We start from the raw sequence: 19,611 nt of genomic DNA, 5'->3' as shown, positions 1-19,611 counted from the left end.
TTCATTATTTCTTCGCTTTAAAATGGACAACAGCGCTATAAAAACGTCGCCCTTCTTCGCTTACATACATCTCATGTGAAACAGAGTGAACATGGAGCATGAGTGCTTTATTGTTGTCAATTTGTGTTTGAATTTTTTCCTCTAATATCTTAATGCTTTCAGCTTCAAAAAATTCAATTTTATCATCTATTAAGTCTAAGTTTAGTTGAAAAGTCATTGTTCTGCCCTCCGATGTTTTATTCACTTTATTGTAGCATGCATGGCGGTTCATTTATATTGAAACCGTTTGAAGATAAGGGCGTTTTACCGATTTTTCGAACGAGAAAGCCCATTACGGTGTGAGTCACACCCCCTTTAGGGATGGGATGAGAGTGAGGTCGAACCGGGCGTGTTTTATGACACGTCAGAGGTTCGATTTTATAGGATATACTCTTGTGTTAAGAACGAATGTTCTGCTATAATGAGTGTAAGTAAAAGAGAAAGGAGGCAAAACGATTTGTTTGTCACTCATTCCTTTCAAATTCCTTATGATCGAAACATATACAAAGAATTAAGAACGATGCAACGAGAAGCAGCCTCTGTTTGGAATGATATCGTGCGGGAAGCCACTTCCTATTATTTTTCTTGTAAAAAGTGGATAAGTAAAACCGAAATTCAAGCCATCCGAAAACAAACCTACAACCTTCATTCGCAAACGGTTCAAGCCATTGCAGATAAGTATGCGGCGAACCGTGAAACGATTCGACAGCTGAGAAAAACGGATAAAAAAGCCAAATATCCATGGCGAAGAAAATATTATTATTGTATCCCCTTAAAAAAGCTTCTATGGACATTTCAACAGACACCATCACGATTAAAAAAGTAGACTATGGATTCTCCCTCTCTGACCTTTTAACGAATAAGAAAAAGAAAAACTGGAACGAAAAGTTTCCGAAGCAACATACATCGGTCGTCACCCCAATCGATCAGAAGAACACGTAGACGCATGTAACTATGCGGAAATTGTCTGGCGGAACGGAGCGTATTGGTTTTGTTATGCGGTTCAAGTTTCTGAACAAGATTTGTCTGCGTATGAGAAGAAGGTGGCAGGTGGAGATTTAGGAGAAATTCATGCGGTCACGGTGGCCACCGAAGATCGAGCGCTTGTCTTGTCAGGACGTGCGATGCGCAGTATCTCTCAATTCCGTGCCAAAGCTTTAGCGGACTTAAGCAAGAAAATGTCCCGTTGTAAAAAAGGCTCTCGGGAGAAAGTACAAAGACGCCAGAAATCGCCTACGCCAAACAAGCAACAACCAACTTGAAGCTCTGGAACATAAAACGACGGAAGAAATTGTCGCCTTTTTAGAAGCAGAAAAAGTGACGCATTTGGTCATCGGAAACGTGTCAGGTATTGAAAGAGGGACCAAGAAGAACGAACAAAAGAAACGAAAACAGAACAAAGTGAGAAGACAACAACTGTCCCTGTGGAATCAAGGGAAAATCAAACAAAAGCTCACCTATAAAGCGAAACTAAAAGGCATCCATGTGACAGAAACGGAAGAAAGCTATACGTCTCAAGACTGTCCGTTTTGCGGAGGCAGACATCGGGCAAAGGGAAGAACGTTTATTTGTTCTGTTCACAAAACAAAAATCCATCGTGATGTAAACGGTGCTCAAAATATTGCACGTAAACAACATCACATGGCCGTCCAACCACTTGTTTCTGTGGTGTTTAAACAACCTGTTTGGTATCAACGTTTTTTGTCCAAAAAACAAGGAGATTCCTCTCTTGAGGACAAGCCCCCAACAGGAAAAAGTATCGCCGGTCGAACGGCGTAGTCGGCACAGACCTTGCCCACTTGAAAGACTGTTTTTCTCTCAAGTGTTGCTCACTCAAGTCTTGCCTCTGCCTCTTCTTATGGAAGGTGTTAAGTGGGGTGTTTGTGAGAAAGAACCCCGTGGCTTTAGCCATGGGAGTGGTCAGCATAAATATCGAACCATTTTCGAATAAAATCATACTATATCCATATGTTTTATATATAATATTTTTAAAATTGAAGACCATGTTATAGAACGTTGTTTATTTTTGGTTTAATAACATTGTTAGCACGTACGCCTTTCATCATTTAACAGATGAAGAGAAAGAAAAAGCGATTGTGAACTATAGCAAGTTACTCCATCCAGGTGGTAAAATAGTATTTGCAGATACGATGTATGAGTCTAAAGAAACGTATCGAGCGGCTATTCAACAGGCAAAAGATGCTGGATTCCTGAATCTAGCAACGGATTTGTCAACGGAATACTATACAACGATTCCTCTTTTACAGAAGGTGTTGAAAGAGAACGGATTTGATGCTTCGTTCACTCGTTGCAATCAATTTGTTTGGATTGTTGAAGCTCAAAAATTATAGGAAGAGGTTTAGTGAATGAAAGTAGCAATTATCGGAGCAATGGAAGAAGAAGTAACGATTTTACGAGATAAATTAGAGAATTTAGAACAAGTTAAAATTGCTGGGTCGGAGTTCAATATCGGTACACTGAATGGTATGGAGGTTATTGTCCTAAAGTCAGGCATCGGGAAAGTCAATGCGGCGATGTCGACGACTATTTTATTAGAGAAATTCAAACCAGATGCCGTAATTAATACAGGTTCAGCTGGTGGATATCATGAGGAATTAAATGTTGGAGATGTCGTTATTTCAACGGAAGTTCGCCATCATGATGTAGACGTAACGATTTTTGGCTATGAATATGGTCAAGTACCGCAATTGCCGGCAGCCTTCTTGCCAGATCCAAAGCTGTTTGCCATTGCAGAAGAAGCAGCGAAGGAAATGACTCATTCACAAGTAGCAAAAGGGTTGATTGTAACAGGAGATTCTTTTATGAACGATCCTGTTCGTGTGGAGTTTGTACGCAGTAAGTTTAAAGACTTATATGCAGTGGAAATGGAAGCAGCAGCAATTGCTCAAGTGGCTCACCAATTTGGAACGCCTTTTGTAGTGATTCGTTCCCTTTCTGATATTGCAGGAAAAGAATCGAATGTATCATTTGATCAGTTCCTAGAAACGGCAGCCCTACATTCTGCTGAGCTTGTTTTAAAAATGATTGAAAAAATTAGGTAGTCATCTGATAATTGACGAAATTATTTTTCGTCAATTATCATTTTACACATTAACCGGGTAAAGAGGTATGTTAACTTATATTTGGTGAAAAGGTGGGAGAATATGAAAGTTGTTCGGAATATACATGAATTAATTGGGTCTACCCCTATGTTAGAAATTACTCGATTTTCTCTTCCTGGAGATGTGAGAATTTTCGCTAAATTGGAGTTCTTTAACCCAGGTGGCAGTATAAAAGATCGTTTAGGAGTAGAGCTATTAGAAGCAGCTTTTGCGAGCGGTGCATTAAAGCCAGGTGGAACGGTGATTGAACCGACGGCCGGAAATACGGGGATTGGTCTAGCGCTGGCAGCTCTTCATTATGGGGTCCATGTTATAGTCTGTGTACCAGAGAAGTTTAGTATAGAGAAGCAAGAGTTGATGCAGGCTCTCGGTGCCGAGATTGTGCGTACACCTTCGGAAGCAGGGATGCGAGGAGCCATTGCAAAAGCTCAAGAGCTTTTAAAAGAAATTCCTCATTCCTATTGTCCGCAGCAATTTGCCAATCCAGCCAATCCAGCAACATATTATAAAACACTAGGACCTGAAATCTGGGAGCAGCTTGATGGAAAAGTAGATGTATATGTTGCCGGAGCTGGAACGGGAGGTACGTTTATGGGAACCTCCCGCTATTTAAAAGAAAAAAATCCTTCTGTAAAAACAGTTATTGTTGAACCGGAGGGATCGATTTTAAATGGTGGCAAACCCGGCCCGCATAAGACAGAAGGAATAGGCATGGAGTTTTTACCAACCTATATGGATGAATCTTATTTTGATGATACTCATACGATTGTAGATAAAGAGGCGTTTCGCTATGTAAAAGAGTTAGCTGCCAAAGAAGGACTGCTCGTTGGAAGCTCTTCAGGCGCAGCTTTTGCTGCTGCAGTGAAGGAAGCACAAGTTGCTTCGAAAGGTACAAACATTGTCGTAATCTTCCCAGATGCGAGCGATCGCTACTTAAGTAAAAAAATCTACCAAGGAGGTATTTGAATATGAAGAGGAAAACACAATTAATTCATGGCGGTATCTTTGGTGATGAACAAACAGGAGCGGTTTCTGTCCCGATTTATCAAGTGAGTACGTATAAACAATATGGACCAGGCAATCATACTGGTTATGAATATTCACGTACAGGTAATCCGACACGTCATGCGCTAGAAACATTCATTGCGGAGCTAGAAGAAGGAAAACGCGGTTTTGCTTTCGGTTCAGGAATGGCAGCGATGACAGCGGTGCTGATGCTGTTTAATCAAGGAGATCACATTTTAGTGACAGATGACGTATACGGCGGTTCTTTTCGTGTAATTACAAAAGTGTTACATCGATTTGGACTAAGTGCCACATTTATTAACACGAGCGATTTAAGTGAAATTGAAAAAAATATTCAAGAAAATACGAAAGCGTTGTTTATCGAATCCCCAACAAATCCTCTTCTGAAAATTACCAACATTAAAACCGCAGCCAAAATTGCAAAAGCAAACGGCTTATTAACCATTGTAGATAATACATTCTCAACACCATATTGGCAAAATCCAATTTCGCTTGGTGCGGATATTGTTCTTCATAGTGCAACGAAATATCTTGGCGGTCACAGTGATGTTGTCGCAGGTCTTGCTGTTGTGAAGGATGAGAAGTTAGGTGAAGACCTTCATTTTGTTCAAAATTCAACAGGGGGTGTGTTAGGCCCTCAAGATTCTTGGTTATTAATACGAGGTATGAAGACGCTCGGTCTTCGTATGGAAGAGCATGAGAAAAATGCCAACAAAATTGCAAGGTACTTAGTTGATCATGATGCTGTTTCAAAAGTGTATTACCCAGGACTAGAAAGTCATCCCAATCATGATATTGTGAAGCACCAATCTCGTGGCTTTGGCGGCATGATTTCCTTTGATGTCGGCAGTGCCGAAAAAGCAGCGCAAGTGTTGAATAAAGTGAAGTATTTTACACTTGCAGAAAGTCTTGGGGCAGTGGAAAGTTTAATTTCTATTCCCGCTCTTATGACACACGCATCGATTCCAGCAGAGCGCCGTGCCCAATTAGGTATTACAGACGGTCTGATTCGGATTTCTGTTGGTCTTGAGGATGTTGAAGATTTACTTGAAGATCTAGAACAAGCCTTACAAGACTAATCCTATTCTTCACCTTCTCTATTTGAAAATATTAACAAATAGTAAATGGATGTATATATGATAGAATAAATTATCCGTGTTTTACTAGTTATGAGAGAAGGTGAGTATTCTTGAATAAAAAACTGAAAAACCTTTCTGCAAAAATGATAGATTACAAACGCTTTGCGATTACTTTATTATGTGTAGGTTCTTTTTTCTATTTAGGAACGATTCTTCCGACAGAAGGAAAGACAGCATTTGATGTGAACGGTTATATGCTTGCTTCGGTTTTGTTTTTGGCAGCATCGATTGGATGTTTCTTGCAATCTTCTAGATATAAAAAGAATCTTGCTGAATTAAACGAGCTAGATTCACAGTAATCGATTTTTTTGAATAACCTCAATCCTATTTTTAATAGGATTGAGGTTATTTTTTATATGGCTATGATTATCAACAAAAGCTATATAAAAAATGTCCAGTATCCACTATTGTATTACACAAATTATTACCTACAGAATATCTTATGAATAGAACTTGAAATCAAATAAATGTATGCATAAGAACAGGAGGTAAATGAAGTGAAGGATTTTTCACAACAAGGAAATAATCATTCATCTTTTCGAAAAGCCGTATATTTGTATAAGCATTTTATGGAGGGGGTAAACAAGCAGGAACAAGAGGATAGAGAGGTAGAAGATGAAGCGATTGAAAATATGGATTTAGATTTACTAACTCAAGGTACATCTGGGAATCAAGTATTTGGAACAATAATGGAAAATTTAGAAGAAATTCTAGCAGAGGAAGTTCCAACAGGTGAAAACTCAGAAGATGGAAGCTGGAGTGATGAGAGTTCACAAGAGGAAAGCTCAAGTTCCGAAGAAGAAAGCTCAAGTGCTGAAGAGGAGAGCTCAGGTTCTGAAGAAGAAAGCTCAAGTGCTGGAGAGGAAAGCTCAAGTTCGGAAGAGGAATGCTGTTCAAGTTCTGAAGAAGAGAGCTCAGGTTGGGAAGAGGAATGCTGTTCAAGTTCTGAAGAAGAGAGCTCAGGTTGGGAAGAGGAATGCTGTTCAAGTTCTGAAGAAGAGAGCTCAGGTTGGGAAGAGGAGAGTCAAGAAGAGTACGAGTCAGGAGACGGAAGCGGGGACGAAGAAGAAGAGGAAGAGGAGAGTCAAGAAGAGTACGAGTCAGGAGACGGAAGCGGGGACGAAGAAGAAGAGGAAGAGGAGAGTCAAGAAGAGTACGAGTCAGGAGACGGAAGCGGGGACGAAGAAGAAGAGGAAGAGGAGAGTCAAGAAGAGTACGAGTCAGGAGACGGAAGCGGGGACGAAGAAGAAGAGGAAGAGGAGAGTCAAGAAGAGTACGAGTCAGGAGACGGAAGCGGGGACGAAAGCGGAGAAGAAGAAGAGGAGAGTCAAGAAGAGTACGAGTCAGGAGACGGAAGCGGGGACGAAGAAGAAGAGGAAGAGGAGAGTCAAGAAGAGTACGAGTCAGGAGACGGAAGCGGGGACGAAGAAGAAGAGGAAGAGGAGAGTCAAGAAGAGTACGAGTCAGGAGACGGAAGCGGGGACGAAAGCGGAGAAGAAGAAGAGAGTCAAGAAGAGTACGAGTCAGGAGATGGAAGCGGAGAAGAAGACGAGGACGAAGATGAATCATAAAATAATATAGGTTGTATAGTATGGTCTTAATACTTAGACCGAATATACAATTTTATTCAGCAGGTTTTTCCTTAAAGGGGACCTGCTTTTCACATGCATGCGGACTTTTATTGTAACACTGCAAGTTAAATGATGAACGTACATATTGGAATCTTGTTATGGACATTATCTTTCAATTGTTGAATTCTTTAAGCGGTTGTCCTATACAAATATTTTTTTTGAGCATAGCTTAGTAAAAAGTAGTGAATGAATCCTGCAGGTACAAAAACCTAGACATAATGCATCTGTTAGGAAGAATGAATGCTCTATGCTTTAATTTTGGAAACTTGATTATTTTGATTTTATAGGAGGGATAAGGTGGAGAACATACTGATTGAACCATGGGAACTTGACGAGTTGATGTCGGAACTTTTTGTGCCTGAATATATTGAAAAAATAGCAAGTGAAGTGCTGGTGCATTATGATTTTTCGGTTCAAAGTATGCAAGTCATGGCAACTAAGCCGGCAAGAGGTGGCGCTATTTGGAAAGTGGAGACATCTGCAGGGCCAAAAAGTTTGAAGTTATTGCATCGTAGGCCGACTAGAAGCTTATTCAGTTTAGGAGCTCAAGAATATTTAGTGGAAATTCAAAAAGCAAGAGTTCCGGCGATTGTGAAAACAAAGGATGGAAGCAATTATGTTGAAGCAAGCGGGAAATTATGGTTTGTTGCGGAGTGGATTGAACCTTTAGCACCTGCTTCAAAAGACTTAGAAGGTGCGAAACATTTATGTAGAGCTATTGGTGAGTTTCATCGTTTAAGTAAAGGATATGAACCTCCAAAGCATGCTGAAATGGCGACAAGGCTGCATAAATGGCCAAGGAATTTTGAAAAGATTATTACTAAAATGGATTGGTTACGAAATATTGCGTATGCTTATCCAGAAATGCCGGCTAGCTCTCATTTATTACAAGCAGTAGATGTCTTTGAACAGCAAGCCATACAGAGTTTAGAAAGACTGAATCAATCAAGCTATCTTGATTTAGTGGCTAAAGGAAACACGTATTGGGGATTAGTGCACCAAGATTATGGCTGGTCCAATGGTCAAATGGGTTCAGATGGGATGTGGATTATTGACCTCGATGGTGTCGCCTTCGATCTTCCGATTCGGGATTTACGAAAACTAATTTCGAATAAAATGATAGATAATTCTCAGTGGGATACGACTTGGGTACGAGAAATGATTAAAGCTTACCATGAAGTGAATCCAATAAGTGCTGAAGTATATGATATCTTAATGATTGAATTGTCACTTCCTAATGAATTCTATAAGAACTTGAAAGGAGCCATATTTGAGCCGGAATTATTTTTAAATGAAGAAGCGGTTCAATTAATTCAAACGATCATCAATCTCGATCAAACGAAATGGCCTGTGTTAGAAGAAATTAAAGACGATTGGATTGGGGTTGAAGCATTATGAAAGTTTTAATGATCTGTACTGAAAAACTTCCTATGCCTCCGATACGAGGGGGGGCCATTCAAACATATATAGCGGGTATTCTCCCTTATTTAAAACAATCGCATGATATTACCGTACTTGGAATTAGTGATCCTGAGTTACCAGATGAGGAAACAATCAATGGTGTTTCTTATGTGCGGGTGCCAGGAAAAATATTGGAATTGTATAAAGAAGGAGTCGTTCGTTATCTTGAATCTAATCAATTTGATTTAATCCATATTTTTAATCGTCCGCGACTTGTTCTCCCTGTTCGCAATGTAGCTCCGGAAGCTAAAATTACATTAAGTATGCATAATGACATGTTCAATGCAGAAAAAATTGATCCTATTGAGGCCAATGCGGTCTTGAATGAAGTATCAAGTATTGTAACGGTTAGCGATTACGTTGGAAACGTTATACAGAACTTATATCCACAGGCTGTTGGAAAGGTTCATACGGTTTATTCTGGGGTAGATACCGATCAATTTTTACCAGGTAGCCATCCAAATATGAAAGAGATTCGCCAAGATATTCGTCAGGCACATGGATTAGAAAACAAAACAGTCATTTTATATGCGGGAAGGCTTTCACGAAATAAAGGGGTCGATAGATTAATCGGGGCATTGCCGGAGCTATCTCAGAAATATAAGGACTTAGCCTTGGTCATCGTAGGAAGTAAGTGGTTTAGTCAGGATGCTGTAACAGATTATATTGCCTATGTAAGAGCACTGGCGAAAAAGTTGTCGATACCTGTTGTGACAACAGGTTTTGTAGCACCAAGTGAAATTCAAAATTGGTTTGCGGCCGCTGATTTATTTGTGTGTACATCTATTTGGCCAGAACCTTTGGCAAGGGTTCATTATGAAGCGATGGCAGCAGGCCTTCCTATCGTAACAACGGCAAGAGGAGGAAATGCAGAAGTTATCCAATTAAGAGAAAATGGTCTTGTAGTAGAAAATCCCGAGGACCCAGGTCAGTTTGTAGAAAAGATTACAGAAGTATTATCGAACAAAGCAATGATGAAAAGAATGGGAGAAAGAGGAAGAGAGCTTGCCCTATCGCACTACAAATGGAATCGCGTAGCTTCTGAGGTTCTTACAGTATGGAAACAAGCTAAACAAACAGCGGTTTCAGTGAATACGGCAGAGACTCCTATGGAACTTACAGCCAGCCAGCCTAAAACTGCAGGAACTATTTCATTTATTACAGATAGAATAGATAAACCAACAGAGAAACAAGCCACAACGAAAAATCAAAAAACTAAAAAGAAACGAATCACAACGAAAAATCAAAAAGTAACAGAGAAACCAGCCACAGTGAAAAATCAAAAAGTAACAGAGAAACCAGCCACAGTGAAAAATCAAAAAGTAACAGAGAAACCAATCACAATGGAAAATCAAAAAGTAACAGAGAAACCAATCACAATGGAAAATCAAAAAGTAACAGAGAAACCAATCACAACGGAAAATCAAAAAGCAATAGAGAAACCAGCAACAGTAGAAAATCAAAAAGCAATGGAAAACAAAAAGCAAGTTGCAGGAGTGACTCGATCAAACCTTGATGAATTGATTATAGCGCATCAAATGCTGATGAAAGCTAGAAACAAAAAAAACAATAAATCAAATGGAACAATGAACGGAAGTGCCAATCGTAATAATCGAAATAGGGAATTGCTGAATATGCTGTTAAGGGAATGGGGAAAGAACGCATAGTGAAGTAAAGCAGAAACTCTTTCTTTTTTCATAGACCCTGGATACCAAGTTAGTCTAGGGAGTAATAGACTCGTAAATAGGGATTTTTAAAGCTTTGGTGAGGTTCATCAAGGCTTTTATCAGTCCCTGGCTGCTTGATTCATCAAAAAATAATGGTGGTGTTTAAGATCAGCCACTATAAAAAACTCGGCCTACTCGCCGAGTTTTTTGTTAGCAGCCTAGTCCACAGCCCCAACCGCCTGCTGCGAACCACCACCAGAAACCGAAAATGAGCAGCAACACGAAGAGGACAACGACTAGAGCGAACCCAAACCCCCAGCCTCCAGCTCCATATGCTACTGGGGCAGGTCCAGGATAAGCTCCAACTCCATAACCACATCCGTATGGGCCATAACTGTATCCCATAGAAATACCTCCTTCTTGTTTTGACGTATATTAGTATATGTAGCAGCGTTTAAGAGCGATTGGGGCTTCGTCCTAATCCGATAAAACAGGCCTAGTGAGTAATACCCATAGTGGAATTTGCTATGATTTTCGAGTAGGACAGACAAGAACAAGTTTCCTCTTGCATAACAATAATGATAAGAGAACGCCAAAAGAAACGGGAGGTTATATTTATGCCCGGAATTCTTACTGCAATTGGCTATTTAATGAAAGAATTTTATTTATTAGTTTCTTACGTAAAAAATAATGCCTTTCCCCAGCCTTTATCCTCTCAGGATGAAAAGAAATATTTAAAGTTAATGAGTGAGGGGGACAGTGATGCTCGAAATAAGTTAATCGAGCATAATCTTCGCCTAGTTGCTCATATTGTTAAAAAGTTCGAAAATACAGGTGAAGATTCAGAAGATCTCATTTCTATTGGGACAATCGGTTTAATTAAAGCAATTGAAAGCTATTCTGATGGAAAAGGAACAAAACTAGCAACCTATGCTGCGCGTTGTATTGAAAACGAAATTCTTATGCATTTAAGAGCGACAAAAAAAACGAAGAAAGATGTTTCTTTGCACGATCCTATTGGGCAAGATAAGGAAGGAAATGAAATTAGCTTAATAGATGTATTAAAGTCTGAATCTGAGGATGTAATTGATACAATTCAACTCAATATGGAGTTGGAAAAAGTTAAAAAGTATATTGATATCCTTGATGAGCGTGAGAAAGAAGTAATTGTTGGCAGGTTTGGCCTTGACTTAAAAAAGGAAAAAACACAGCGGGAAATTGCTAAGGAGCTGGGCATTTCTCGAAGTTATGTTTCTCGCATTGAAAAGCGGGCACTGATGAAAATGTTTCATGAATTTTATCGGGCGGAAAAGGAAAAGAAATCACAATAATTGAAGGATAAATACAGTAAAGATTTACGTACCTCTTCTTACTGCTTTCTCTCCGTCTTGAAGTGAGGCTTTACCGTTAATCTATAATAGAAAAAAGGAGCTAACCCAAGAGACACACTTTGTACCTTTTGGGTTGAGCTCTTTTTATATTGAAAAAGGCTGTCAAAAAAATAAAAGAAGACCATAAGTAATAAGTTTTTGTAGTATACTCTTAATGCACTATAATTATGAATGTAGATGATATAAAGATTTATGAACCTTGTTTTTGAATTAAATGATACATTGCCCCAATCATTCCAGCGTTATTTCGATGTTTACATGGTTCAACTGGAATTTTAATATCATTCCACCATGGAAGCTCGTCTAGATGTTTTTTAATAGTAGTTAATAAATCTTGTTGGGAGGATACTCCACCACTGATCAATATTTTTTGTGGGTTTAAAGTTGCTGCTAGGTTAAAAATTCCATAACTAATATTTCTAGTCCATTCATCAATAAGTCTTTTTACCGATTTACTTTTAGCTGCCTCTAAAAAAATGGTCTCCCCTTTAATATTTTCATATTTACTTATTCCCTTAAGTTTTTTATAGGAATTAATTAAGGTAGAAGTAGAAGCTGTCGAATGCCATATATCACCGAAATTCTTTCCACTAGCTTGAGTAATCATAAAGCCAAATTCACCGGCTCTAAAACTATGACCATGTAAAAGTTTACCACCGACAAAAATCCCCCCTCCAATTCCAGTGCCAATTGTTACACATATAAAATCGTTACAATTTTTGGCGTTACCGCTTATTTTTTCTGCTATAGCAGCGCAGTTGCCATCATTTTCAATTTCAACTGGAAGAGGAACTTTTGCTTCTAGTAAACTCTTTAAATTTTGATTAATTAATGCGGTAACAGCACCTGCTCGTTCTGAGTAGCCTGTATAGGGGTTAATAAAGCCTGGTAAACTAATAGCGACTCCCATCACATGATTATTTCTTAAGTACTTCTGAATTGTTTCTACCATCTCTTTTATAAATATATCTAGATTTGTGCACGGGGTATTGTAGCTACCTTTTGAAAGAATAGTTCCATTCTCTAACAAGAGTCCGTGCTTTACTTTTGTCCCGCCGACATCAAAAGATATATACTTTTTCACTTATCTTCCTCCTGTTATATCGTTCTATTTATCATGTTTTTTATAAAAATAAAACTATCACCTCTATTTATATTAGATGGAATCTAAATTACGTTAATAATAGTCCCCTCATTCAACGTGGGTTTCTCGTATTCTTTGTGAATTTGTTTTAATATATCTTGAGGTAGTCGCTTTAGAACTTTATTTCGTGCTTTACATGTTTCATAATCTGTATTCACTTGGTAAATTTCCAACGTAAGTCCAAATTCTTTAGCTACACGTCTCCATCTTCTACGACGTTCTCTGGTTCTGTTTGTGGTATCGACAATTACTTTATGACCACTTTTTAGCAACGACCTGACCATGAGTTCAGCGATTGCCCACACTTGTGGTTCAGCCTCTGCTTTATAAACTTGGCCATGTAAAGCAAGCCTGAGGTCATCGATAGATACACGTACCCATCCTTGACTTTGTAGAACTTTAGCATATGTTGATTTACCACTTAGTGGGATTCCACACATGATACCCAATTTCACATTGCATCTCTCCAAATCAGAATTTGCACCAGTTGCACTCAGATACTAGTAACCGAACTGCTAATATGCATCTATCTTATAAAATGCGAGCGAGAGTTAATTCGAAAGGGACAAATTAACTATGTTGATATGTGAAATTTTCTATAAGGATTATGATGTAAGATGATTGCTCACTATACCTGAACATCTAATAGGAAAAATTGTAACATTATGGCAAAAGCCCTGTCCAACTTAGTTGAAATCACATAGTAATAGAACGTTAACACTCTGAGTAATCTTTTTATCCATACTAAGGAAGATGAGGCGAGACTATGTTAGAAAAAGTTTCAATAATTATTCCTTTCCAAACAGACAATGGTCCAAGAGCGGAAGCTTTTAAATGGATTAAACAATATTATAATCGTGTCATGCCCGAAGCAGAATTATGTTTGGGTATAATTGATAAAGATGAAATTAATAAATCCAAGGCTGTAAACTTAGCAGCTAAAAAGGCAACAAGAGAAATTTTTGTAATAGCTGATGCAGATATCATTTTTGATCCTAAACTAATTGTTAAAGCAATAGAGGTACTTAATGAGGCAGCATGGGTAGTTCCTTTTACTGGGATCTATGATATTGAAAGATCAGGAACAGAAAGATTACTTAAAACAACACCTAAGTGGCCTATTGATGTAAAATCAGAAGAATGTACTAAAGCAAATTGGATTTACAAAGGATTTGCGGGAAAACTTATTGTTATACCTAGAGTGAATTTTGAGGCAGTTGGAGGGTTTGATGAACGGTTTAGTGGTTGGGGAGGCGAAGATGATGCCTTTTCACTTTCTGTTCAGACGCTTTGTGGTAAATTAGTGAATAGTAAAGGTGATATATACCATTTGTGGCACCCTACTTCAAACTATGAAACAAATCCGAATGGTGAAGCGAATAGAGCACTTCTCAACCGTTATAAACGCGCAAGTGGAAATAAGAAGGAAATAATTAAACTTATTTCCGAACGGAAGAATGATATAGAAAAGATTCAACTTAATAATATTAAGATTTTAAATAGCAATGAAAATGCATATATGAGATCACCTAAAAGCAAAATTTGTTTTGCCATCCTTGTTCATGAAAATAGAGAGTTAGTCAAGAAACTAATTGATAATGTCCGTTATTATTGTCCTAACAGTGCAATCGTCTTATACAACGGGGGGCATGATTGGACCCTTTGTGAAGGCCTAGGTGTTCCTGTTTGTCCCTCTAGCCGTAAATTAAAGTATGGGTATACTGCCATTTATTTTCTTGAAACTATGGAATGGTTGGAAGAGTTAGGGATTAATTATGAATACTTTATTAATATTGACTCAGATGCTTGGTTTATCAAAAAAGGATATGAAGAATTTATTCAAACTGAAATGAAAGATTCGGATTACATGGGGGTCAAGCTTAGGATTCCAAGTGAAGATTGGTTTATTGGAAAAGAACTTAAGAAAGACATTAATAGATGGAGGAAATTATTTAATGTAAAACCTTTGTATGGAGTTTTTAATGTTGGTCAGGTAATTTCGAGATCAATAGTTAAAGCATTACTTGAACCAGAAAGGAAGGAAAAGTTAAGAAAAGCTTTATTAAAGACTACTTCCTGGGGAGTAGATGAGATTGTCTTTGTAAACATGGCAAAGGAACTTGGATTCAGGCAAAAAAATTATCCAAATCCTTTGGACTCAAAGATGGTCCGTTATCGTCCTTACTTTACATTGGATGAAATTATATACTACTACCTTAGTGACAATAGTGGCTATCTATGTCACCCCATTATTCGGGACGAGAATAATCCTGCTAGGAAATTAATCCAACATATTGAAAGGGGACATAATTCAGAAATATATAAAAACAGGAAATATCCATGGTACGAACGTAACCCAAATAATTATTCTATTTATCTTCCAATCAAAGATGAGTCTGATGATTTAAATCTCATCGTTTACTCAGGTTCTTCCTTGACTCACTATTGGCAACATACAGATGGAAAATGGTATAAAACTCAGACATTTGCTAGAGGTGTTACGGGGATTCCAATATTTTTCGAAACTCATTCAGGCGTTTTAGGGGTAGTGTGCAAATTAAAAAATGGTGGAGTTGGTTTTTGGCAGAGAGACCAAAATACACAAGGTAACCATTGGTATGGATCTGTTTTTCAGCTTGAGAGCGTGGAGTTGGCTCGTGGTCGAGGGACCGCAATGCACAAGGCAACGCTTGGTATGGAACCTCTGTTTTTCAGCTTAAGAATGTAGACCCGATAAATTAATACCATTCAGCTTAATATGGAACTGGAAAAAGTTAAAAAATACATTGATATTCTGGATGAATGTGAAAAAGAAGTAATTGTTGGCAGGTTTGGCCTTGACTTAAAAAAGGAAAAAAACACAGCGTGAAATTGCTAAGGAGTTAGGCATTTCGCGAAGTTATGTCTCTCGTATTGAAAAGCGGGCGCTAATGAAAATGTTTCATGAATTTTATCGAGCGGAAAAAGAAAAGAAGTCACAATGATCGAATGATGAATATAAAAGACCTTCACAGTGCTGAAGGTCTTTTATAATGGCTATATGAAAAAACGGCATCACATAAAGTCTTTATTTATTTTTTCAAGAAATTTTAAAAAAGCATAATAGATGTTTAGCCCTTGTCATACAAATAGTCTCGCAGCAGTGAGTGAAAAGAATCCAATCATTAAAAAGATTTTAACAAAAATCGGGGCAGCATACTAATCAAAGCGGTTAATAAGAAAGGAGCCTTCTGCAAATCTTTCAGAAGGCTCCTTTCTATTTGTAGATACGTTTCCTACATCTTTTTCAGTCTTAATGGACTAATCATCAGTATAGATAATATAATCATGAGGAATGCGAAGAATACCGGTGTGACATATGGATAAGCTAAGAAGCTTAATGTGGCAATACAACCAGCGACTGTAATCGGCACACCCGTGAAATAACCGTTATTCTCACTAATATTAAATCGTGCTAAACGAAGGGCTCCACAAGCAATATACAAAATAGTGAAAGCTGCTCCAGGAGCGCCGAATTCTACTAAAATTCCTTGATATATAAGCAGGGCAGGCGCCACTCCAAATGAAATAATGTCGCACATGGAATCTAATTGTTTGCCGAGCTCTGACTCGATATTAAACCTTCGTGCAACCATGCCGTCAAAACGGTCGGCAAGTGCCGCTAGGAAAATTAAAAGTAAGCTTAAGTTTAATTGGTTGTTCATAACAGATATGATGGCAAATCCACCTAAGGATAAATTTAATAAGGTCAAAATATTAGCTGTTTGAGCTTTTAGTTTTCTGATAGTCTGGTCTATAGCGTCTAATAAAAACATTTTTTCACTCCTTTCGTAAAACTAGATTAATTAAACGCAAGTATTTATTATATAATAATATTTTAGGTGACACAAATTATGCAAGGGATTTATGAAATAATTTACAAATTGGTGGTGGGTGTTGTTTGTTTCCATTTCTTTATCGCTTTTTTATTGAACTGACGAATGGTAGGGTTACTTCAGCGTTGTTGAAAAACTTTAGTCAATCGCGCTTGAGTAAGCCTATTATTCCATTATATACAAAAGTGTTCCGGCTTGACCAGCAGGAAGCCAAAGATGACTTTGCTTCATTTGCAACTTTACATGATTTATTTATCCGAAAATTAAAGAGTGATGTAAGGCCTATTGCAGAAGGAGAACAAGCTGTTGTTAGTCCAGTTGACGGGATTTTAGAAGACTTTGGCGACATTCAGGAAGATAAAAAGATTATCGTAAAAGGGAAAACATATTCGATGGAAGAGATGCTCGGTGATCCCAAAACACTTCAAAAGTATCTAGGTGGAAAATATCTCGTGCTATACTTAAGTCCTAGTCACTATCATAGGATTCATACACCAATTTCTGGAGAAGTAACACAACGTTGGAGTTTAGGGCAGAAGTCTTATCCAGTTAATAAATGGGGGATGCTGTATGGAAAGGCCCCTTTGTCTAAAAATTATCGTATTATAACAGAACTTGATTATGGTCAAGGGTGTGTAGCGATTGTGAAAGTTGGAGCGATGTTTATTAATTCCATTGAAATTACAGATAAAGCGAAGCGATTACAAAAGGGACAAGAGTTTTCGTATTTTAGTTTTGGTTCAACTGTCGTGCTTCTTTTTGAGAAGGATAGCTTTGAGATTGCATCGGATTTAGTTATACCGGCGAATGTTCGTATAGGAGAGAAGATTGGGTATATAAAATGACTGTATGAAACAACAGGGTGCTGTAACAATAGCTAAATAAAAAGAAAAGAGCTGACATACAGGTCAGCAGATTGATTCACTAATGGGAGTATAGATTTGATTTGTTAAAGATCTTCGATGTATTTCGGATTCGATTAAGCGAATAAACTCTGCATCTAAGTTTAATTGTTTTGCTTTGAAATATGATTCGAGTAATAAATCATCCGATAATGTATGCATCATTTCGCCAATGTAGGCTGCTCACCTCCGAGCTATTAAAAATGAGAGACTGTTCTTCTGTTTCTTCGTACAGTATGTTTTCTGTTTGTTTTCGTTGGTGTATTCATACTGTATCAAAAAAGAATAAGAAGAACAATTGGTTGATTATCCACAATTACCAGTGGATAACTTGTGGTTAAATTGTTTGTAAAGGAAGAAAAATGAAAAGGAACAATAGGGATAATGTGGGTAACTTTATCCACAAAATATTATGTCGAGTTTTTTGTCGAAAACTATTTGGAATAAATAGGTAATAATTAAAGAAACTTTACATAATTAATGAAGTCAATTTTAAGAACCGTTAGAATTTTTTTGAAAGACGGGCGAAAATTAGATATGATGGATACGGTAAATTTCTAGGAAAACGTTGAGGTGTACTATGCTTAAATTATTTTTACCGAGTGAACAAATAAAAAGCATTTTTGATATAACGCCGGAAGACTTGAAAAAGCGTGGGATTAAAGGGATTATTACTGATTTGGATAATACACTTGTAGAATGGGATCGTCCGAACGCTACGCAAAAGTTAATGGAATGGTTTGATCAGATGCGTGAGCACGGGATTTTAGTGACGATTGTATCGAATAATAATGAACAAAGGGTGCGTGCCTTTTCAGATCCTTTGCGTATTCCCTTTATTTATCGAGCAAAGAAGCCGTTAACAACGGCTTTTAAAAAAGCTTGTGTCCAAATGGGGCTTAAGCGTGAGGAAACTGTTGTCGTAGGAGACCAGCTGTTGACGGATGTGTTTGGCGGTAATCGAGGCGGGTTCCATACAATCTTAGTGATTCCTGTGTCACAGTCAGATGGGATTAATACAAAAATTAATCGCTTCTTTGAACGAAAAATTATGTCAGCGCTTAAACGAAAAGGAATGATAGAATGGGAGGAACGCAATTGAACAATCATCAAGAGGTAGTGTGCATCGGCTGTGGAGTAAAGGTTCAGACCGATTCCCCAAAAGAATTAGGGTATGCGCCAAAGTCAGCGCTTGAGAAGGAGACTATTATTTGTCAGCGCTGTTTTAAATTAAAGCATTATAATGAAGTCCAAGATGTTTCGTTAACAGATGATGACTTTTTGAAAATTTTAAATAGAGTAGGCGAAACGGATTCATTAATTGTAAAAATTGTTGATATTTTTGATTTTAATGGCAGCTGGCTTCCGGGATTGCACCGTTTTGTTGGTCGGAATGATGTGTTATTAATCGGTAATAAAGTGGATTTATTGCCGAAATCGGTAAAACATAATAAATTAATCAATTGGATGAAGCAATCCTCAAAAGAGTTAGGTCTACAGCCGGTTGATGTATTATTGGTGAGTGCAGAGAAAGGAAAATACATTGCGGAAGCTGCGGAAGCTATTGAGCATTACCGTCAAGGTCGTGATGTGTACGTTGTAGGTTGTACAAATGTCGGCAAATCTACGTTTATTAATCGCTTAATTAAACAAGTAAGTGGGGAAAGCGATATCATTACAACTTCTCATTTTCCGGGCACAACACTTGACATGATTGAAATTCCGCTAGATGATGGACAAGCGATAATTGATACACCGGGTATTATCAATCATCATCAAATGGCTCATTTTGTGGATTCACGTGATTTTAAAATCATTATGCCTAAAAAAGAAATTAAGCCAAAAGTATATCAGTTAAACGAGGAGCAGACGCTCTTTTTTGGCGGCTTAGCACGATTAGATTATGTATCGGGTGGAAGACGTTCTTTAACATGTCATTTATCAAATGAATTACATATTCATCGTACGAAATTAGAAAAAGCAGATGAATTGTATAAAAATCACGCGGGTGAGTTATTAACGCCGCCGCGGCCGGAACAAATGGATGAGTTTCCAGAGCTTGTGCCGCATGAGTTTTCGTTAAAACAACCGAAAATGGATATTGTCTTCTCGGGACTTGGTTGGGTAACAGTAAATGAACCGGGAGCGAAATTTGTTGCTCACGTTCCAAAAGGAGTCAATGTTATTGTTCGTAAGTCGTTAATTTAATAGTAG

General features: G+C 37.9%; 22 protein-coding genes and 1 pseudogene. 17 read left to right on the top strand and 6 right to left on the bottom strand.

The window, feature by feature from the left end:
- Positions 1-4: 4 nt before the first annotated feature.
- Complete coding sequence (locus BAOM_RS17950; protein WP_127761453.1) at positions 5-217, bottom strand: DUF2536 family protein; 213 nt, start codon at positions 215-217, stop codon at positions 5-7.
- Positions 218-496: 279 nt separating this feature from the next.
- Here BAOM_RS17950 and BAOM_RS25225 point away from each other — a divergent pair, with 279 nt between their 5' ends.
- The 11 genes from BAOM_RS25225 to BAOM_RS17905 all read left to right on the top strand — a co-directional run bounded on the left by BAOM_RS25225 (position 497) and on the right by BAOM_RS17905 (position 10,085).
- Complete coding sequence (locus tag BAOM_RS25225; protein ID WP_257467408.1) at positions 497-865, top strand: hypothetical protein; 369 nt, start codon at positions 497-499, stop codon at positions 863-865.
- Between the two features lie 196 nt (positions 866-1,061).
- Positions 1,062-1,301: a transposase gene (locus BAOM_RS25220; RefSeq protein ID WP_252282588.1), complete on the top strand. Its 240-nt coding sequence runs from the start codon at positions 1,062-1,064 to the stop codon at positions 1,299-1,301.
- 4 nt (positions 1,302-1,305) lie between these two features.
- The gene (locus BAOM_RS25215) at positions 1,306-1,818 is read left to right on the top strand and encodes a zinc ribbon domain-containing protein (protein ID WP_306821311.1); all 513 of its coding nucleotides are present in this window, start codon (positions 1,306-1,308) and stop codon (positions 1,816-1,818) included.
- 317 nt (positions 1,819-2,135) lie between these two features.
- Positions 2,136-2,390 (top strand): ferritin family protein, encoded by a 255-nt coding sequence (locus BAOM_RS17940; RefSeq protein WP_127761452.1) that lies wholly within the window; start codon positions 2,136-2,138, stop codon positions 2,388-2,390.
- A 15-nt stretch (positions 2,391-2,405) separates the two neighbouring features.
- Complete coding sequence (gene mtnN / locus BAOM_RS17935; protein ID WP_127761451.1) at positions 2,406-3,101, top strand: 5'-methylthioadenosine/S-adenosylhomocysteine nucleosidase; 696 nt, start codon at positions 2,406-2,408, stop codon at positions 3,099-3,101.
- Between the two features lie 102 nt (positions 3,102-3,203).
- A complete protein-coding gene (locus BAOM_RS17930; protein WP_127761450.1) occupies positions 3,204-4,127 on the top strand; it encodes a PLP-dependent cysteine synthase family protein in 924 nt (307 codons plus the stop codon).
- 2 nt (positions 4,128-4,129) lie between these two features.
- Positions 4,130-5,266: a bifunctional cystathionine gamma-lyase/homocysteine desulfhydrase gene (locus BAOM_RS17925; protein WP_127761449.1), complete on the top strand. Its 1,137-nt coding sequence runs from the start codon at positions 4,130-4,132 to the stop codon at positions 5,264-5,266.
- A gap of 110 nt (positions 5,267-5,376) precedes the next feature.
- On the top strand, positions 5,377-5,625 hold the full coding sequence (locus BAOM_RS17920) for a YrhC family protein (protein WP_252282586.1): 249 nt from the start codon (positions 5,377-5,379) through the stop codon (positions 5,623-5,625).
- A 198-nt stretch (positions 5,626-5,823) separates the two neighbouring features.
- On the top strand, positions 5,824-6,897 hold the full coding sequence (locus tag BAOM_RS17915; protein WP_127761448.1) for a hypothetical protein: 1,074 nt from the start codon (positions 5,824-5,826) through the stop codon (positions 6,895-6,897).
- A 357-nt stretch (positions 6,898-7,254) separates the two neighbouring features.
- Complete coding sequence (locus BAOM_RS17910) at positions 7,255-8,355, top strand: CotS family spore coat protein (RefSeq protein WP_127761447.1); 1,101 nt, start codon at positions 7,255-7,257, stop codon at positions 8,353-8,355.
- Positions 8,352-10,085, top strand: coding sequence for a glycosyltransferase family 4 protein (locus BAOM_RS17905; protein ID WP_127761446.1), 1,734 nt, complete (start codon positions 8,352-8,354; stop codon positions 10,083-10,085). Before BAOM_RS17910 ends, BAOM_RS17905 begins: the two co-directional genes overlap by 4 nt.
- A 210-nt stretch (positions 10,086-10,295) precedes the next feature.
- On the opposite strand, the gene BAOM_RS17900 is transcribed toward BAOM_RS17905, so the two are convergent.
- Complete coding sequence (locus BAOM_RS17900; protein WP_127761445.1) at positions 10,296-10,490, bottom strand: YjcZ family sporulation protein; 195 nt, start codon at positions 10,488-10,490, stop codon at positions 10,296-10,298.
- 212 nt (positions 10,491-10,702) lie between these two features.
- On the opposite strand from BAOM_RS17900, the gene sigK reads away from it, so the two are divergent.
- Positions 10,703-11,416 (top strand): RNA polymerase sporulation sigma factor SigK, encoded by a 714-nt coding sequence (gene sigK / locus BAOM_RS17895; protein ID WP_119115608.1) that lies wholly within the window; start codon positions 10,703-10,705, stop codon positions 11,414-11,416.
- Positions 11,417-11,666: 250 nt separating this feature from the next.
- Here sigK and BAOM_RS17890 read toward each other — a convergent pair whose 3' ends face one another.
- Together BAOM_RS17890 and BAOM_RS17885 are read right to left on the bottom strand one after the other, a co-directional pair.
- Positions 11,667-12,560: an ROK family protein gene (locus tag BAOM_RS17890; protein ID WP_127761444.1), complete on the bottom strand. Its 894-nt coding sequence runs from the start codon at positions 12,558-12,560 to the stop codon at positions 11,667-11,669.
- Between the two features lie 83 nt (positions 12,561-12,643).
- Entirely contained in the window at positions 12,644-13,075 is a 432-nt protein-coding gene (locus BAOM_RS17885; protein WP_127761443.1) for an AAA family ATPase, read from the bottom strand.
- A 311-nt stretch (positions 13,076-13,386) separates the two neighbouring features.
- On the opposite strand from BAOM_RS17885, the gene BAOM_RS17880 reads away from it, so the two are divergent.
- Positions 13,387-15,348, top strand: a complete 1,962-nt coding sequence (locus BAOM_RS17880) for a glycosyltransferase family 2 protein (RefSeq protein WP_127761442.1) — start codon at positions 13,387-13,389, stop codon at positions 15,346-15,348.
- 9 nt (positions 15,349-15,357) lie between these two features.
- Positions 15,358-15,604: pseudogene (locus BAOM_RS17875) on the top strand (sigma factor-like helix-turn-helix DNA-binding protein); the annotation flags it as partial.
- Between the two features lie 291 nt (positions 15,605-15,895).
- On the opposite strand, the gene pssA reads toward BAOM_RS17875, so the two are convergent.
- Entirely contained in the window at positions 15,896-16,435 is a 540-nt protein-coding gene (gene pssA / locus BAOM_RS17870; protein ID WP_127761441.1) for a CDP-diacylglycerol--serine O-phosphatidyltransferase, read from the bottom strand.
- 125 nt (positions 16,436-16,560) lie between these two features.
- Here pssA and BAOM_RS17865 point away from each other — a divergent pair, with 125 nt between their 5' ends.
- Positions 16,561-17,340 (top strand): phosphatidylserine decarboxylase, encoded by a 780-nt coding sequence (locus BAOM_RS17865; RefSeq protein ID WP_127761440.1) that lies wholly within the window; start codon positions 16,561-16,563, stop codon positions 17,338-17,340.
- A 63-nt stretch (positions 17,341-17,403) separates the two neighbouring features.
- On the opposite strand, the gene BAOM_RS17860 is transcribed toward BAOM_RS17865, so the two are convergent.
- The gene (locus BAOM_RS17860) at positions 17,404-17,559 is read right to left on the bottom strand and encodes a sporulation histidine kinase inhibitor Sda (RefSeq protein WP_127762628.1); all 156 of its coding nucleotides are present in this window, start codon (positions 17,557-17,559) and stop codon (positions 17,404-17,406) included.
- 418 nt (positions 17,560-17,977) lie between these two features.
- Between BAOM_RS17860 and BAOM_RS17855 the strand changes: the two genes are divergently transcribed.
- Together BAOM_RS17855 and yqeH are read left to right on the top strand one after the other, a co-directional pair.
- The gene (locus tag BAOM_RS17855) at positions 17,978-18,499 is read left to right on the top strand and encodes a YqeG family HAD IIIA-type phosphatase (protein ID WP_127761439.1); all 522 of its coding nucleotides are present in this window, start codon (positions 17,978-17,980) and stop codon (positions 18,497-18,499) included.
- Positions 18,496-19,605 (top strand): ribosome biogenesis GTPase YqeH, encoded by a 1,110-nt coding sequence (gene yqeH, locus BAOM_RS17850; protein WP_373995306.1) that lies wholly within the window; start codon positions 18,496-18,498, stop codon positions 19,603-19,605. Before BAOM_RS17855 ends, yqeH begins: the two co-directional genes overlap by 4 nt.
- The last annotated feature ends 6 nt before the right edge of the window (positions 19,606-19,611 follow it).

The organism is Peribacillus asahii (assembly GCF_004006295.1).
GTDB classification, from domain to species: Bacteria; Bacillota; Bacilli; order Bacillales; family DSM-1321; genus Peribacillus; species Peribacillus asahii_A.
Note: the sequence above shows the minus strand (reverse complement) of the source record. Positions and strands in the feature narration are given on the sequence as shown.

What these genes read in the sequence shown, in the direction of transcription:
- BAOM_RS17860 (WP_127762628.1), bottom strand. Translation starts at nt 17,559, where the DNA reads ATGCATACATTATCGGATGATTTATTACTCGAATCATATTTCAAAGCA.
- BAOM_RS17900 (WP_127761445.1), bottom strand. Translation starts at nt 10,490, where the DNA reads ATGGGATACAGTTATGGCCCATACGGATGTGGTTATGGAGTTGGAGCT.
- pssA (WP_127761441.1), bottom strand. Translation starts at nt 16,435, where the DNA reads ATGTTTTTATTAGACGCTATAGACCAGACTATCAGAAAACTAAAAGCT.
- BAOM_RS17905 (WP_127761446.1), top strand. Translation starts at nt 8,352, where the DNA reads ATGAAAGTTTTAATGATCTGTACTGAAAAACTTCCTATGCCTCCGATA.
- BAOM_RS17925 (WP_127761449.1), top strand. Translation starts at nt 4,130, where the DNA reads ATGAAGAGGAAAACACAATTAATTCATGGCGGTATCTTTGGTGATGAA.
- BAOM_RS17855 (WP_127761439.1), top strand. Translation starts at nt 17,978, where the DNA reads ATGCTTAAATTATTTTTACCGAGTGAACAAATAAAAAGCATTTTTGAT.
- sigK (WP_119115608.1), top strand. Translation starts at nt 10,703, where the DNA reads ATGCCCGGAATTCTTACTGCAATTGGCTATTTAATGAAAGAATTTTAT.
- BAOM_RS17880 (WP_127761442.1), top strand. Translation starts at nt 13,387, where the DNA reads ATGTTAGAAAAAGTTTCAATAATTATTCCTTTCCAAACAGACAATGGT.
- BAOM_RS17950 (WP_127761453.1), bottom strand. Translation starts at nt 217, where the DNA reads ATGACTTTTCAACTAAACTTAGACTTAATAGATGATAAAATTGAATTT.
- mtnN (WP_127761451.1), top strand. Translation starts at nt 2,406, where the DNA reads ATGAAAGTAGCAATTATCGGAGCAATGGAAGAAGAAGTAACGATTTTA.
- BAOM_RS17930 (WP_127761450.1), top strand. Translation starts at nt 3,204, where the DNA reads ATGAAAGTTGTTCGGAATATACATGAATTAATTGGGTCTACCCCTATG.